We start from the raw sequence: 15,456 nt of genomic DNA on the forward strand, positions 1-15,456 counted from the left end.
CAATGCCGTCATTGCGAGGAGCGAAGCGACGAAGCAATCCAGTTCTTCTCTCGCGGCCCTGGATTGCTTCGCTTCGCTCGCAATGACGGCAAACACACAGAGTGGATGAGAGCACGATGACGTTCGATCTGGACATCAAGAACACGGTCCGCACCATTCCGGACTATCCGAAGCCCGGAATCCTGTTCCGCGACATCACCACGCTGCTGGCGGATGCGCGCGCGTTCCGCCGCGCGGTGGACGAGCTGGTACACCCTTGGGCCGGCTCCAAGATCGACAAGGTCGCCGGCATCGAGGCGCGCGGCTTCATTCTGGGCGGCGCGGTGGCGCACCAGCTTTCGGCCGGCTTCGTGCCGATCCGGAAGAAGGGCAAGCTGCCGCACAAGACCGTCAGCATGTCCTACGCGCTGGAATACGGCACCGACGAGATGGAGATGCATGTCGATGCGGTGCAGCCGGGCGAGCGGGTGATCCTGGTCGACGATCTGATCGCGACCGGCGGCACGGCAGAGGGCGCGGTGAAACTGCTCAAGCAGATCGGCGCCACGGTGGTGGCGGCCTGTTTCATCATCGACCTGCCGGATCTCGGCGGCGCCGCCAAGTTGCGCGCGATGGACGTGCCGGTCCGCACCCTGATCTCGTTCGAGGGGCATTGAGCGCGGCGGAATGGGGCTCGTCGGACGGAGCTTGGGCGACTTGGTGGGGGACTTGGGCGGACCAGGATCCGCTCACGACCGCTGCATCAGCAGCCCCATTTCGATCTCCCGCAGCGCGTAGTAGTTGCGCCGGATCCACTGATAGAGCTCGGTCGAGGAATCCCGTTCCTGGCGCAGATAGCCGGTAAAGGAGAAGGAGTACCGGTCGATATAGGTCTTGAGGAACAGCGGCAGGGCGGGAATGCGCAGCATGCGGCTATGGCTGAATTGCTGGGGCAACTCTTCACGCAGGACGTGCGCGTTCTCGACGACGATCAGCTGGGAGCTGGGAATTTGGCGTCGCAACTCGTCATAGGCGCGCATCGAGACCCGGTCGCCTTCGGCGCAGAACAGAACGATCGGGACGACATTTCGCCGTGCCGCTTCCTTCAAAAAGCCGATCTCCTCGGACATCTTGAAGAACTCGCCGTAGGAATAGTAGCCGAGGTCGATGACCTTGGCGATCCCGTCGTTCAGGATCACTTGGTCCATCAGCTGGATCTTGCCGTAGGTGTCCTCGATCTCCGCGGTCTCGGTGACCGCAGGCAGAAAATCGACCAGCGAGGGCTCGCGAACCGAGATGTCGAAGGCAAGCACCTGCCCGTTCTTGAGCAGCAGGAATTCGCTCAAAAGGCGCGCAAGCAGCGTCTTGCCGATCTGGGGTCGGGGCGAGCAGACGATGTAGACGGGCGTCGCGGGCATTTGACCTATATCAGGTCAAACGCGCCTCCGATAAAGCCCCCTCGTTTGCGGAGCTGTCATTTTTCCCCTGCGGGCCGCACCGCCGCGACCGGCTTGGTCGACCCGACGATGTCGGTCAGCTTGATCCGGTCGTACTCGCTCCAGACGTTGGCGAGCCAATGCCGGACATAGCCGCGCAGCACGAAGGAGTAGTTGGCCGCCTCGTCATGCGGGCCCTTGTTGGCGACGAATTTCAGGAACGGGACCGAGGCCACCTCGACCTGCTCGTAGGCCATTTCGTTGAGCTTCGGAATCGTGAGTTCGGTCGCATCCTTGATGCGGTTGAAATAGGACGCGTAGGTCGACTGGTCCCACTCGAAGAAGCTCGTGTTGTTGATGAAGTTCTTCACCAGGAAGTACTTTGCGCCGACCATGTAGCTTGCGGTTTCGGCGATTTCGTCGAGCGAGGCGATCGACGAGCCCAGGATGTGGAACACCGCGAAGGTGATCTGGCCGGAGCGGGCCGCGTCGAGGAAGCCGATGTCGCGCAGTGCCGCCAGGGTTGGGGACATCAGGCCGGCGCGGACGTCGATCACGGTCACCGATGGCGCCACCGCGCTCAAGGTGTCGAAGATCTTCATCTGGTCCGAGGTCGCGTTCATGTCGACGATCTCGGTGATCTCCGGGTGAAAGCGCTTCAGCGTTCCGCGGGGATGCTCGGTGTCGAACGCCCGGGTGGGGACGTTATTGGCACTGAAATAATCGAGCAAGGTGCGCGAAACCGTGGTCTTGCCGACCCCGCCTTTGTCCGCACCCACCACAACAACTGCCGGTTTCGCCATGGAATGTCCCTGAAATCTGGGCCGGCGGAGGCCGGCGCTTTGCATTCTGCGTTGCGCGCGACCATGGCAGAAACAACGGAGAATTCAAATTCATTGAAGCGAGGCGTCCGTGAAATTTCCCCATCTGCAGGTGAAGGTGGAGGATGAAGCGGGAAGTCTGCCCGTCTTATGGCCACGCGGCGATGACGGCTGCGAGCGGTTGGCGAAAATGCGTGTACGATCAAGGGTATCGGCAGGCGAATCGATGTGACAGTGAGATGTCAGCGGCGGCCCCAGGGTCCGCTCGCCGGCTCGTCCCACGGACCTCGCGGCGCATCCTGTGCTGGTTGTTCGGACGCGGGCGAGTTGGTTGTACCGTCGGCCGTGCCCCATGGGCCGGAGCGGGGCGGCGCAGGTGGCGCATCGGCATCGGGCGGCTCGGTCGCCGACGGCTGCTCCGCTTCGGAGGGCAGCGCGAGCGGACCGGGGTCGTGGCCGCCGGCGAACTTCACCAGCGCCTGGATGCGCGATTCGACCGAGGGGTGGGTGGCGAACAGGTCGGCGAAGCCTTCGCGGGGATTGTCGACGCACAGCTCCATCACCGCCGAAGTCGCACCCGGCAGTTCGCCGCGGCCCTCGATCTTGCGCAGCGCGGAGATCATCGCGTCCGGATTCTTGGTCAGTTCGACCGAACCGGCGTCCGCCAGATATTCGCGCGTGCGCGACAGCGCGAGCTTGACCACTTGTGACAACAGCCAGGCAAGCAGGATCAGAATCACCGCGATGATGATGACGACGACCGCGGCACCGCCCGACCCTTTGCGATCCGACGAGGAGGACGAGGATGATGAGGAGGAGGACGAGGAACTCCAGGAGCCGCCGCCTCCGCTCCAGCTCAGATTGGTGAAGAGGCGGAAGAACAGTTCACCCAGGAAGCCGACCACGCCGGCGATGATGACCGCGACGACCATCATCTGCACATCGCCGTTGCGGATATGGGTGAGCTCGTGACCGAGCACGGCCTCGATCTCCTGATCGTTCAGGGCGTTCAAAAGCCCCGTGGTCACGGTCACCGCATATTGCTTCTGGTTGAGGCCGGTTGCGAAGGCGTTCAGCGCCTCGCTGTCCATGATCTTCAGCTTCGGCATCGGAATGCCGCGCGAGATACAGAGATTTTCCAAAAGATTGTAGAGCCGCGGCTGCTCCTGCCGGGTCACCGCTTCCCCGCCGGTGACGGCATCGATGATCGATTGGTGGAAGAAATAGGCGATGACGATCCACGCCGCGGCGCCGAGCGTGGCCCAGGGCAGGGCCTTGATCAGGTCGAAGAGTGCTGCCCGCAGGTAATAGGCAAGATTGCCGTCGCTGCTGATCATGACCTCCGCGACCAGCGCGCCGGCATAGACCAGCACGTAGATCAGGAGAAACAGGCCGCCGAGCAGCAGCGTCGAACGGAACTTGTTCGATGCGATGTGGGTGTAAAGACCGTAGGCGGCCATGCGACGCGGCCTGTCATCGTGGATGGCGTGAGCTTAAAACTTCACGCTGGGCGCAGCCTCGACCTCGGTGCGGCTGGCGCCCAGGTCGAAGAACTCCTTGCGGGTGAAGCCGAACGTAGCGGCGAACAGTACGGCCGGCATCTGCTGGATGCTGGTGTTGTATTCCTGTACCGCGTTGTTGAAGAAGCGGCGGCTGGCGGCGATCTTGTTCTCGATGTCGGACAACTCGCTCGCGAGCTGCTGGAAATTGGCGTTGGCCTTGAGATCGGGATAGGCCTCGGATAATGCGATCAGCCGGCCCAGCGCGCCGCTGAGCTGGTTTTCCGCCGCAGAGACCTGCGCAGGGCCCTGCGCGGACATCGCGGCATTGCGGGCCTTGATCACCTCGTCGAGCGTGCCGCGCTCATGGGCGGCATAGCCCTTTACAGTCTCGACCAGATTTGGGATCAGGTCGTGGCGCTGCTTCAGCTGGACGTCGATGTCGGCGAAGGCCTGGTTGACGCGCTGGCTGAGCGCCACCAGCCGATTGTAGGCACCGAGGACGAACAGCACGAGAATGACGATGATGCCGAGGACGATCCAGCCGGACATGAAAGGCTCCGAGGAAGAAGGGAAGAGGGCGCTCGGCACAGACTAGCCGATGCCGCCAGGCGACGGGAGGTCCGCCAGATCCGGCGTGCATTGGTCGTCAAAGTCGATCCGGACGTTCAATGCCTCAGCGTCGACTGCTTTGGCCGATCTCAAATCCGGACCGGGGTTCCCGTCGCCGAAACCGCCAGGTCCGAGATGGGCGGAGTTCAATACGGGCGCGCGATGTGCCAGGCCTGCGACGGATCGTTGCCGTTGACCTCGCCCGGCGCGCCATCCAGTTGCGAGGTGTACAGCGGGCGATAGCGATAGGCCCACATCTTCTTGCCGTCGCTGCGGGTGATCACGGTGAAATCGCCGGTGGCGACCGCGTTGTCCGGCGCGACCAACGGCGGCCGTTTTTCGGCGCACTTCGCGTCGCAGGTCGAGGCGGTCCCGGTGGTGTCGTGCGCAAACGTGTAGAGCGTCATGCCCTTGAGGTCGACGAGGATCGGACCGTTCTTGCCGATGATGGCCTTGGCCGGCGGACCCTCCTGTTTCGGGGCCGGGGGCGGAGCCGAGGCCTCGTGGCTACCAGCAAAGGCCGTGTCCGCCGTGGCCAACAGAGCCGCAGCTATCATCATCGTCCGAAGCATTCCAAGGGTCCCCGTTTGAGCGGCAAAAGAAAACGTCGGTTGCAGGGCGACACTAGCATGCGCGAATTAGTTGCAGGTTTCGGAAACCCGGAGAATTGATCGTCGAACAGCACCTGTCGTTAACCAACTGCCGCGCTTACGACGGGAGTTGCGGCAGGCTTCCAGGCTCGACAGCGTCGCCCCAATCCCAGCGGCGCGCGGCGGCGAAGGCGCTCTTGTCCCGGCGCGGAATGGTGACGATCCGCGCTGCGCCGTCGGCGCAGCAGAGCTTGGCCGTGACTGCCACCTTGCTCAGAGTCGGCTCCGCCAGCACGCGCGCGGACGGCGAATGCGGGACAGGCCCTCGCGTCAGCGCCACGTAGCTGAACTTCTCATCCTCATAGGGGAGCTCGACATCCTTGACCTGCTTGTGGGCGCGCGAGCGCGACAGGCGCTGGACGAAATGACACCAGTCCGGCGATATGAGCGGACAGGCATGGTCATGCGGACAGGGCGCGACCACGTGGGCCCCCGCGGCGATCAACTGCGCGCGCGCCGCGACGATCCGCTGGTAACCGGCGGGCGTGCCGGGCTCGACGAGCAACAGCGTATCGCGTGTCTTCTTCCACAGCGCTGCGATCAGTGCGCCTCGCTCCGCTTCGGGCACCTCGCCGATCATGTAGCTCGCGACCACGAGATCGGCAGGCGTCGCAGCTCCGAGCTGCGTGCGCGCGGGCCCGAGCGCGTATTCGAGGCGGTTCAGGCCGTCGCTACTGTCGGCAAGCTCCAGCGCAAGCGCCCGCAATGCCGGGTTGGCGTCGAATGCGTAGAACGATGCCAGCGATGCAATCGCCTCGGCTGCGGCAAAGCTCGCCGTGCCCGGTCCGGCGCCGGCATCGAGCAGCGATGTCGGTGCAAAGTCCGGCCTTGCCCGCATGAGCGCATTCAAACAGGCTGCAATGGCGGCGTAGGTCGCGGGCATCCGCACCACGGCATAGGCTACCGCATCGGCTTCGCTGGCGATGGCGCCGGAGGTGCCGCCGCTGCGGTAGGTTTGCGAAATCCGGGCAGCACGCGCCGCGGCATCCTGACGCGACAGGCCGTGCAGCTTCGCTTCCAGCGCGGCTCTCAGCGCGGCGGGGAGATCCGGCGGGATCACGCCACCTGCTGGTCGAGGATCTTCACGGCCTCATCGAGGGCGACCGACACCAGTTGCGACACGCCGCGCTCGGCCATAGTGACGCCGAACAGCCGGTTCATGCGCGCCATCGTGATCGGGTTATGCGTGATGATGATGAAGCGGGTCTCGGTCGAGTTCTTCATCTCGTGCAGCAGGTTGCAGAAGCGTTCGACGTTGTGGTCGTCGAGCGGCGCGTCGACCTCGTCCAGCACGCAGATCGGCGAAGGGTTGGTCAAGAACACCGCGAAGATCAGCGCCATCGCCGTCAGCGCCTGCTCGCCGCCCGAGAGCAGCGAGAGCGATTGCGGCTTCTTGCCCGGCGGCTTGGCGATGATCTCGAGCCCGGCCTCCAGCGGATCGTCGCTCTCGACCAGGTGCAAGGCGGCTTCGCCGCCGCCGAACAGCTCGGTGAACAGCCGCTTGAAGTGGGTGTTGACGCTCTCGAACGAGGCCTGCAGGCGCTCGCGCGCCTCCTTATTCAGGCTCTGGATGCCTTGGCGCAGCCGCTTGATCGCTTCGACCAGATCGTCGCGCTCAGTGGTGAGCGCGGTGTGCTGGCCCTCGACCTCGGTCAGCTCTTCCTCGGCGCGCAGGTTGACGGCGCCGAGCCGCTCACGGTCCCGGCGCAGCTTGTCGAGGCTGTCCTCGATCTCATGGAGCGGCGGCAATTGCGTGTCCGGCCCGATCTCGGCCAGCGCGGCCACCGCCTGCGGCTCGACTTCGAGCATGTCGTGGATTTCGCGCTCGACATCGGCCACGCGTCGTTTGGCGCTTTCGAGCCGCTCCTCGGCCCGGGCCGTGGCCTCGCGGGCACGCGACAGCGATTCCAGCGAAGCCTTGGCGGCACGGTCGGTGTCGCCCATCTCGGTCTCGGCTGCGGCGAGTGCATCGGCCGCGACCTGGCGCTCTCCTTCCGCGATGCCGATCTCGTCGATCAGCGCGCTGCGCTTCTCGGCAAAAACCGTCGGCGCGTTCTCGAGCTCGGCGCGCTCCTCCCGCACCTCGGCGATGCGCTCCTCGATGGTCGCCATCTGCGAGCCGGCGCCGTGAATGCGGCCCAGCCAGTCGTTGCGCTCCTTGATGATCGCCTGCACGCGGCGGTCGGCGAGCTCGGCCTCGCGGGCCAGCGCCTGCGCCTCCGCGCGCACCTGGGCGGCAGCGCGTCGCTTGGCCTCGATCTCGGCGCGCACGGCCGACAGCCTGCCTTCGGCATCCGTGTTCGGCGGCAATTCCTCGATGGCTTCGATCGCGCTCTGATGCGCAGCAGCGACCTCCTCGCGGTCCAACGCGAGACGGCTCTGCGCCTCGGTCAGTGCGGACTTGCGCGCCGCGTGACGATTGATCTCGCGCTCGGCATTGGCATGGCGCTCCCGCGCTGCGTTGACTTCGCGCTGGGCCGCGCGCCAGGCCTCGCGCGCAGCGCTTTCGGCGGCGCCGGCAGCTTGCACCTCGCGCTCGGCGGCCTCCAGCTCCTGGCGCCTGTTCGCTGCGTCAACGCGGGCCTGCTCGAGATCCGCCTCGATGTCGATCAGGCGCGCGCGCTCGGCAAGCCGGCGGGCAGCGCCGGTCGGAGCATGCGCAGCCGCGATGAAGCCGTCCCAGCGCCAGACGTCGCCCTCCGGCGACACCAGCCGCTGGCCGGTCTTGAGTTGCGAGACGAGCTGGCCGCCGCGCTCGCGCGGCACCACGCCGATCTGCGCCAAGCGCCGCGCCAATTCCGGCGGCGCCTGGACGTGGGCTGCGAGCGGCTCGACGCCGTCGGGAAGCGCGGGATCGCTGCCTTCCGCGCCGGCGATGGTCCAGCGCATCGGCGCAGACGGATCGACCGGCGCGTCGAGATCGTCGCCAAGCACGGCGCCGAAGGCCTTCTCGTACCCCTTGGCGACGGTCACGCCGTCGATGATCGGGGGCCACAAATTCTTGGTCTCGCTGTTGACCATCTTCGAGATGGTGCGAGCCTCGGTTTCGAGCCGCTGAACGCGCTTGTCGGCTTCTGCGAGTGGCGCGCGCGACGCCTCGAGCTTCTGGCGGGCGGCTGCCTGCGCGGCTTCGCTGGCTTGGGCTGCCCCTTCCGATACGGCGACGGCTTCTTCGGCGGCTTCGAGCGTGGCGGCGAGAGTATCGAGGTCGCCGAGATGGGCGGTCTCCTGCACCAACCGCTGTTCGTCGGCCTGGACCGAGGCGATCTCCTGGTCGAGCCGCGCCAGCCGGTCGCGATGGCTGCGCACATTGGCCTCAAGCTGATTGCGCTTGGCGGTGAGATCGGCCAGCTGCGTGGTCAGCTCGGTGAACTGCCGCTCGGTCTCGGTCAGGCTGGCTTCGGCCTCGGCAACCCGTTCGTCGACGCCGCTGCGCATCTCGACGCGCGCTTTGATCTCTTCCTTCAGCTCGGCGTCTTCGGTCTCCAGGCGCTGCAGCGCCACCCGGGCATCCTGGGTCTGCTGCTGCTCGCGGGCGACGTCTGCGGTCAACTGCATCAGGCGGCGATCGAGCTCGCTTGCGCGCTCCTTGGCGCGCTGCTCCTCACGGTCGAGGATGTCGCGGGCGCTCTTCAGCCGCTGCAACGTCGCAGCGGCGCGGGCCTCGGCATCGCGGAGCGCAGGAAGCTGCGAGGCACGGATTGCCTGGACGCGGGCGGATTCGGCCTGCTCGCGGGTGCGTTCGGCCATTTCGCGCACGCTAACGTCATGCACCTGCGCGGCATCATTGAGGTCGGCATGGGCCCCCATCCAGCGCAGGTGATAGAGCGTGGCTTCGGCCTTGCGGACCTTGGCGGCCACCTCGCGAAAACGGATGGCTTGGCGGGCCTGCTTCTTGAGGCCTTCCATCTGACCGGAGAGCTGGCCGATGACGTCCTCGACGCGGGTGAGGTTGCTCTCGGCCGCCTTCAGGCGCAGCTCGGCCTCGTGCCGGCGCGCATGGAGGCCGGCGACACCGGCAGCATCTTCCAGCACGCGGCGGCGCTGTTCGGGCTTGGCCTGGATGATCTCGCCGATCTTGCCTTGGTGGACGAGGGCCGGCGAGCGGGCGCCGGTCGCGGCATCTGCAAACAGGATCTGCACGTCGCGGGCGCGCACGTCGCGGCCGTTGATGCGATAGACCGAGCCGGCCTCGCGCTCGATCCGGCGCGAGATTTCCAGAATGTCCCGGTCGTTCACGGCGGCGGGTGCGGTGCGATCGGCATTGTCGATCGTCATCACCACTTCGGCGTGGTTACGCGCGGGCCGTGTGTTCGAGCCGGAGAAAATCACCGCGTCCATGTCGGCCGCGCGCAGCGATTTGTGCGAGGTCTCGCCCATTGCCCAGCGCAGCGCTTCGACCAGATTCGACTTGCCGCAGCCGTTCGGTCCGACCACGCCGGTAAGGCCCGGCTCGATCACGAAGTCCGTGGGTTCGACGAACGTCTTGAACCCGTGGAGACGAAGACGCGTGAGTTTCATGCACAGATTCTCTGTTGGCGGGAGACGAATCTCCCTGCCGTGACAATACCATAGAAGGCAATGTCAATGTGGCCCGAGTCGCTTCATGCGCCTCTTGAGGGCGGGACAATGGCGATGGCCGGGCACAAGGGCAACCCGCAGGCCCTGCTTTTCCAAGGCTTTCTGGACGCAAGCTTGGCCCGGGCGAAATCGCCGCGAGCCGGAATGTCTCGGCTCTTCAGAGCCTTGCCGCCGCAATCGATGCGGCCGCGAGAACCATTGGCGGGAATCCCTGGAGAGAAAGATCAGCTCTTGAGGAGCGGGTTGATCTTCTTCTCGAACTCCTCGATCGAGGTCTCGCCCTTGATCTTCTCGCCATTGATGAAGAAGGTCGGCGTCGAATCGACTTTGAGAACTTCGCTGGCGTATTTCTGGTCGGCCGCGATCTTGTCGAGCAAAGTCTGGTCCTTCAGACAAGCCTCGACCTGCTGCTGGCTCAGGCCGGCCTGCTTGCCGATCCGGGTCAGCGTCTCCGTGGTGTTCTTCACGACCCAGTCGTTCTGGGAGCGGAACAGCATATCGGTCACGGCGAAATATTTCTGCGCGTCGCCATTGGCGATGCAGCGGGTCAGCATCGAGCCCGCCGCGGCTTTGATGTCGAGCGGGAATTCGCGGAAGATGTAGCGGATCTTGCCGGTATCGATGTATTCCGCCTTCAGCTTCGGGAACACCTCCTTATTGAAGGCGGCGCAGTGCGGGCAGGTCATCGAGGCATATTCGGTGATGGTCACGGCGGCGTCGGCCGGGCCGAGCACCATGTCCGGCAGCGACACCGGCTTGGCGACGTCAGCGGCGCTCTGCGCCATCGCCCCCGAAATCAGCCGCAGCGGCGAGAATCCCGCAAGTGCGGCGAGACCGGTCAGGGACAAAGCGGCAGTGAAGGCGCGGCGGGTGATGATCAAGGCTCTGCTCCGGACTGGCGCATCTTTGCGCACGAGATACTCTAAAGACGCGGCATGTCGCTAGCTTGAAACCGCTCGACTGGCAATGCCGGCGGGTGAGGACCGATCAGTCGGCCGGCGTCAATTTCGCTTGATGGCGGCGCCGAGCCGGGCGAGCGCGTCACGGAGCGCATCGTCCTCGATTGCCGACAGGCTCTCCGCCACTTTCGCGACCGCCGTCGGATCCGGCGGGGGCGGCCGGCGCGGCCGCGGGCGCCGCGACAACGGTCCCTGGCGCAACGCCAGCTTGCCGACCGCATGCCAGCCGAAGAAGCGGTTGACCCGCTCCAGGATCACATCGGACGAATGCTGGATCTCGAGCGCCATCGGCCCCTCGACCTTGAGCACGAGAGTCGCCGGTTCCTGCGGCTGTCCTTCCACGGGTCGCGGCCATTGCATTTTCAGGGGCTCGGCGTGCAGCGCGACCTCGGGTCCCGCGATCTCGGCCCAGCGGGTGACAAGCTCGCGGGCGGCGAAGCCCTGCTTGGCATAGGCGGCCGAAAATAGGTCCCCCAGCATGACGGACAGAGGCTTGGCGCTGAGTCGTCCGGGCCTGGACATCGTCTACTTTTGCATCGTCGCAGCCTCGGAAACTGCCGCGCGTAAGAAGAAAACCGTGGATGCGTGCAACAAGCACGGATCATGACGGGAGACTGTTTCGTCTGACGTACTAGATTGCAGGCACGATGTCATCCGCCCTTCGCTCCCAACGGAAATCGCCCGAGGCTGATCCTCGGGATGGCCGCCCGGTGCGGCTGCTCGCCTGGTACGACCGCCATCGCCGCCGGCTGCCCTGGCGGGCGCCTGCTGGGGAGCGCGCCGATCCCTACCGGGTCTGGCTGTCGGAGATCATGCTGCAGCAGACCACGGTCAAGGCGGTCGGGCCATATTTCGAGAAGTTTCTGATCCGATGGCCGGATGTGACGGCGCTCGGCAGCGCAGCGCTCGATGATGTCCTGAGAATGTGGGCCGGGCTTGGCTATTACTCGCGCGCGCGCAACCTGCATGCCTGCGCGGTGGCCGTGGTGCGCGATCATGGCGGCGTGTTTCCGGACACCGAGGAGGGCCTGCGCGCGCTGCCGGGGATCGGGCCCTATACCGCGGCGGCCATTGCGGCGATCGCGTTCGATCGCCGCACCATGCCCGTCGACGGCAATATCGAGCGCGTGGTGTCCCGCCTGTTTGCGGTCGAAGAGACACTTCCGCAGGCCAAGCCGCGGATTCAGCAATTGGCCGCGGGCCTGCTTAGCCCGTCCCTGGCCGGCGACGCGGAGACGCGCGCGGGCGACGCGAAGACGCGCGCCGGGGATAGCGCCCAGGCGCTGATGGATCTGGGGGCCTCGATCTGCACGCCGAAAAAGCCGGCTTGCGCCCTGTGCCCGTTCAGCGAGGATTGCGCGGCTCGCTTGCGCGGCGATCAGGAGACCTTTCCGCGCAAGGCGCCGAAGAAGAGCGGCGCGCTGCGGCGCGGCGCGGCCTTCGTCGTGACCCGGGGCGACGAGCTTCTGGTGCGCTCGCGGCCAGAGAAAGGTCTGCTTGGCGGCATGACCGAGGTGCCCGGCTCGGAGTGGCTGACCGGTCAGGATGATAAATCCGCGCTGGCGCAGGCGCCGCAGCTTGCCGGCTTGTCGCGCTGGCATCGCAAAGCCGGCGTCGTCACCCATGTCTTCACGCATTTTCCGTTGGAACTGGTGGTCTACACGGCGACGGCGCGTGCCCGCACGCGTGCGCCATCCGGCATGCGCTGGGTGCCGATCGCGACCCTCGCGGACGAGGCGTTGCCGAACGTGATGCGCAAGGTGGTCGCCCACGGGCTCGGCGATTGAAGCTTGCATCTGGTCGGGCTGCTGACAGCGCGGTGGCAACAGCGCCAGCTTAGTGAGGGCGCGTGAAAGGGAGACGCGCTCATGATCCAGACCGCACTCGATGACATCCCAGCCCCGCCATCCGCGAAGCTGTTAGGCTGGCGTCTGTTGGATGCGCAGCCCGCCGCAGGCTGGATCCGGGTCGGCTTCGACGGCAAGCACGAGTTCTGCAATCCGGCCGGATTCATCCAGGGCGGCATCCTGTCGGCGATGCTCGACGACACCATGGGCCCGGCCGTATTCGCGATGACGGATGGCCGCCTCTATACGGCAACCGTCACCATGACGGTCAATTTCATGACTCCCGCCGAACCCGGGCCGATCACCGGCGAAGCGCGGGTGACGCAGCTCGGCAAGACGATTGCCTTCATGGAGGGCCGGCTCGCGCGGGCCGATGGTACGCTGATTGCGACCGCAACCGCCAGCGCGCGACTGATCGCGAGCGCGCGAGCGTTGCGCTGACAACGATTAAGGTCATGGAGCTGCCGCTCCCGCCCATTCAGGATGGACGTGAGAGCACAGCCCCGCTAGGCTGGCGGTCCACCGATCAGGATCGCCATGCTCAAGCTCTATTACACACCCGGCACTTGCGCGCTCGCCTCGCATATCGCGCTGGCTGAAGCCGGCGCGGACTACGCGCTGCAGAAGGTCGATTTCAAGGCCAACCAGCAGAACAGCCCGGACTATCTTAAGATCAACCCGAAGGGGCGGGTGCCCGTGCTGGTCACCGACCGCGGTGTCCTGACCGAGACGCCGGCGCTGCTCGCCTACATCGCGCAGAGCTTCCCGCGGGCCAAGCTCGCGCCGGTGGACGATGCCTTTGCGTTCGCCGAGGTGCAGTCGTTCAACTCCTACCTGTGCTCGACCGTTCATGTCGCGCATGCGCATCGGGTACGCGGCTCGCGCTGGGCCAGCGAGGAAACCTCCTTCGCCGACATGAAGCGCAAAGTCCCTGAAACCGTCGGTGGCTGCTTCGCGATGATCGAGCGCGCCATGTTCAGGGGGCCGTGGGTGATGGGCGAGCAGTATACGATCTGCGACCCCTATCTGTTTACGATCGCGCAATGGCTCGAAGGGGACGGCGTCGACATCAAAGCGTTCCCAGGCATCGCTGATCATTTCACTCGCATGTCGGAGCGGCCGGCCGTGAAGAAGGCGCTGGCCGAACAGCGCTAGACGGAACCGCGCTTGCCGTGATCGAGCTCGCGCGCGGTCTCCAGCATCAGCTTGCGCAGCCAGATCGAGCCCGGGTCGACCTGCGCCCGGGTCGGATAGAACATGTATTGCTCATCGATGCCGGGATCGAGCGGCGGTGAGATCGTCAATAGCGACAATGATCTCGTCAGTGCGGCGATCAGGCGTCGTGGCACGAAGGCGACCAGATCGGTGCGGGCCACGACATGGAGCGCCTCGAAATAGCTCGGCACGACCAGCGCAATCCGCCGCTCGATGCCTTTCTCCTGCAGCCAGATATCGATCAGGTCCTCATTCCGGCCGCGCAGCACGACGGCGACGTGGCGGGCCTTCAGGAAGGCGTCGCATTGCTTCAGTTTTGCGCCCACCGGATGGCCGCGACGGACCGCCAGCGCGTCGCTGTCGGTATAAAGCAGCTGGCGGTGAAAGCCTTTGAAGGCGTTGCCGATCGAGATCACCATGTCGATGGTGCGGGCGAATTCAGCGTGGAAGATCGCAGGTCCCCGCCATGGCACCACGTCGATGCGGATGTTGGGTGCGGCTTGCGTCACCTTCGCCATCAGCATCGGCATCAGCAGTTCGACCGCGAGATCCGGCATCATCAGCCGGAACTGGCGTTCGCTGCTCGCCGCGTCGAACGCATCCGACTTGAACAGGCCGCGCACCTGATCCAGCGTCTGTGCCAGAGGTGCGCGCAAGGCAAGCGCCCGCGGCGTCAATTCCATTCGCGCACCGGTGCGCACCAGCAGCGGATCGCCGAACAGATCACGCAGCCGCTGCAGCGCGTGGCTGGTGGCCGGTTGCGACAAGCCGATCCGGAGAGCGGCGCGGCTCACGCTGGCCTCGCGCAGCAGCGCATCCAGCGCGATCAGCAGGTTGAGATCGAGCGCAGTCAAATTCATCAGGCGAATAGATATCATATCGCCTATCGATTGGAAGAATGAGAAGCGCTGCGGCAGCATCCGGCTCCATCCATCAGGAGGACTCGTCATGACCGTCGCCGCCAACAAGCAGTTGCTGCAAGATCTCTTTGCCGACATCACTGCCGGCAACCGCCAACGGTTTGTGGACCATATCGCCGACGACGTGACGATGCAGATCACGGGACACTATTCCTGGTCGCAGACGTTCAGGGGCAAGGAAGCGCTCGTGCGGGATCTCTACGACTATCTCGCGACCATTCTGGCTCACCGGCGAACCATCCCGCTGCGCTTCTACGCAGACGGCGATTACGTCATCGTCGAAGCCAGGGGCGAGATGCGCACCAAGGCCGGTATTCCCTACAACAACGATTATTGCCTGATCTACCGGCTGCAGAGCGGGCGGATCATCGAAATCAGGGAGTACTGCGACTCCGCGCTGACCGAAGCCGTGCTCGGCCCGTTTCCGGCATCGATGAAACAGCGCGGCTGATAAATGGCAGGAGGACGCCGATGACGACGATTGAAAACGATCGCACCGAGAACAAGAAGATCGTTCAGGGCGTGTTCGATGAACTGGCCAAGGGCAATTCGAAGCCCTTGCTGGATCGTCTTGCTGACGATTTCCGCTTCGTGATCATGGGGACCGGATCATGGTCGCGCAGCTTCGACGGCAAGGCCGTCGTGCTCACCGAGCTGTTTGCTCCGCTGCGGGAGAGGATTGCGGGCCGGATCGCCACGATCCCGGTCCGGCTGATCGCGGAAGGCGATCTCGTTGTCGTCGAGGCGCGCGGCCGCAACACGACAACGGAGGGCAGGGCCTATGACAATACTTACTGCAATGTCATCAGGCTCGAGGCAGGGCAGTTCAAGGAATGGATCGAATATTGCGACACCCTGTTGGTCGAAAACGTGCTGGGGCCTCCCCCGATGGCCCCGTCGCATCCGGCCGCGAAGTGCGGGTGATGCGCGCCCGTCC

General features: G+C 65.2%; 16 protein-coding genes. 6 read left to right on the forward strand and 10 right to left on the reverse strand.

Annotation, left to right across the window (positions count from 1 at the left end):
* Nucleotides 1-116 precede the first annotated feature (116 nt).
* Entirely contained in the window at nt 117-656 is a 540-nt protein-coding gene (locus QX071_RS12500) for an adenine phosphoribosyltransferase (RefSeq protein ID WP_315706746.1), read from the forward strand.
* A gap of 72 nt (nt 657-728) precedes the next feature.
* Here the strand turns inward: QX071_RS12500 and QX071_RS12505 are convergent, their stop codons facing one another.
* From QX071_RS12505 to QX071_RS12545, 9 genes are all read right to left on the reverse strand, one after another.
* Entirely contained in the window at nt 729-1,397 is a 669-nt protein-coding gene (locus QX071_RS12505; RefSeq protein ID WP_315706745.1) for a hypothetical protein, read from the reverse strand.
* 56 nt (nt 1,398-1,453) lie between these two features.
* The gene (locus tag QX071_RS12510; protein WP_315706744.1) at nt 1,454-2,218 is read right to left on the reverse strand and encodes a hypothetical protein; all 765 of its coding nucleotides are present in this window, start codon (nt 2,216-2,218) and stop codon (nt 1,454-1,456) included.
* 260 nt (nt 2,219-2,478) lie between these two features.
* The gene (locus QX071_RS12515; protein WP_315706743.1) at nt 2,479-3,696 is read right to left on the reverse strand and encodes a M48 family metallopeptidase; all 1,218 of its coding nucleotides are present in this window, start codon (nt 3,694-3,696) and stop codon (nt 2,479-2,481) included.
* Between the two features lie 33 nt (nt 3,697-3,729).
* Nucleotides 3,730-4,287, reverse strand: coding sequence for a LemA family protein (locus QX071_RS12520; protein ID WP_315706742.1), 558 nt, complete (start codon nt 4,285-4,287; stop codon nt 3,730-3,732).
* Between the two features lie 206 nt (nt 4,288-4,493).
* Nucleotides 4,494-4,919, reverse strand: coding sequence for a hypothetical protein (locus QX071_RS12525; RefSeq protein ID WP_315706741.1), 426 nt, complete (start codon nt 4,917-4,919; stop codon nt 4,494-4,496).
* Between the two features lie 136 nt (nt 4,920-5,055).
* On the reverse strand, nt 5,056-6,057 hold the full coding sequence (locus QX071_RS12530) for a small ribosomal subunit Rsm22 family protein (RefSeq protein ID WP_315706740.1): 1,002 nt from the start codon (nt 6,055-6,057) through the stop codon (nt 5,056-5,058).
* Nucleotides 6,054-9,518, reverse strand: a complete 3,465-nt coding sequence (gene smc, locus QX071_RS12535; protein ID WP_315706739.1) for a chromosome segregation protein SMC — start codon at nt 9,516-9,518, stop codon at nt 6,054-6,056. The genes QX071_RS12530 and smc overlap by 4 nt, the downstream gene beginning before the upstream one ends.
* Before the next feature lie 284 nt (nt 9,519-9,802).
* Nucleotides 9,803-10,459 (reverse strand): DsbA family protein, encoded by a 657-nt coding sequence (locus tag QX071_RS12540; RefSeq protein ID WP_315706738.1) that lies wholly within the window; start codon nt 10,457-10,459, stop codon nt 9,803-9,805.
* 120 nt (nt 10,460-10,579) lie between these two features.
* Nucleotides 10,580-11,059: a DUF721 domain-containing protein gene (locus QX071_RS12545; protein ID WP_315706737.1), complete on the reverse strand. Its 480-nt coding sequence runs from the start codon at nt 11,057-11,059 to the stop codon at nt 10,580-10,582.
* Nucleotides 11,060-11,184: 125 nt separating this feature from the next.
* Between QX071_RS12545 and QX071_RS12550 the strand changes: the two genes are divergently transcribed.
* From QX071_RS12550 to QX071_RS12560, 3 genes are all read left to right on the forward strand, one after another.
* A complete protein-coding gene (locus QX071_RS12550) occupies nt 11,185-12,324 on the forward strand; it encodes an A/G-specific adenine glycosylase (protein WP_315706736.1) in 1,140 nt (379 codons plus the stop codon).
* Between the two features lie 81 nt (nt 12,325-12,405).
* Nucleotides 12,406-12,825: a PaaI family thioesterase gene (locus QX071_RS12555; RefSeq protein ID WP_315706735.1), complete on the forward strand. Its 420-nt coding sequence runs from the start codon at nt 12,406-12,408 to the stop codon at nt 12,823-12,825.
* A 96-nt stretch (nt 12,826-12,921) separates the two neighbouring features.
* The gene (locus QX071_RS12560) at nt 12,922-13,539 is read left to right on the forward strand and encodes a glutathione S-transferase family protein (protein ID WP_315706734.1); all 618 of its coding nucleotides are present in this window, start codon (nt 12,922-12,924) and stop codon (nt 13,537-13,539) included.
* Here QX071_RS12560 and QX071_RS12565 read toward each other — a convergent pair.
* On the reverse strand, nt 13,536-14,459 hold the full coding sequence (locus QX071_RS12565; protein WP_315706733.1) for a LysR family transcriptional regulator: 924 nt from the start codon (nt 14,457-14,459) through the stop codon (nt 13,536-13,538). The two genes, QX071_RS12560 and QX071_RS12565, sit on opposite strands and share 4 nt — an antisense overlap.
* A gap of 88 nt (nt 14,460-14,547) precedes the next feature.
* On the opposite strand from QX071_RS12565, the gene QX071_RS12570 reads away from it, so the two are divergent.
* Nucleotides 14,548-14,970, forward strand: a complete 423-nt coding sequence (locus QX071_RS12570; RefSeq protein ID WP_315706732.1) for a nuclear transport factor 2 family protein — start codon at nt 14,548-14,550, stop codon at nt 14,968-14,970.
* Nucleotides 14,971-14,990: 20 nt separating this feature from the next.
* Nucleotides 14,991-15,443 (forward strand): nuclear transport factor 2 family protein, encoded by a 453-nt coding sequence (locus QX071_RS12575; protein WP_315706731.1) that lies wholly within the window; start codon nt 14,991-14,993, stop codon nt 15,441-15,443.
* Nucleotides 15,444-15,456 lie beyond the last annotated feature (13 nt).

This window comes from Bradyrhizobium sp. SZCCHNS1022 (genome assembly GCF_032484835.1).
In the GTDB taxonomy this organism is placed as follows: domain Bacteria; phylum Pseudomonadota; class Alphaproteobacteria; order Rhizobiales; family Xanthobacteraceae; genus Bradyrhizobium.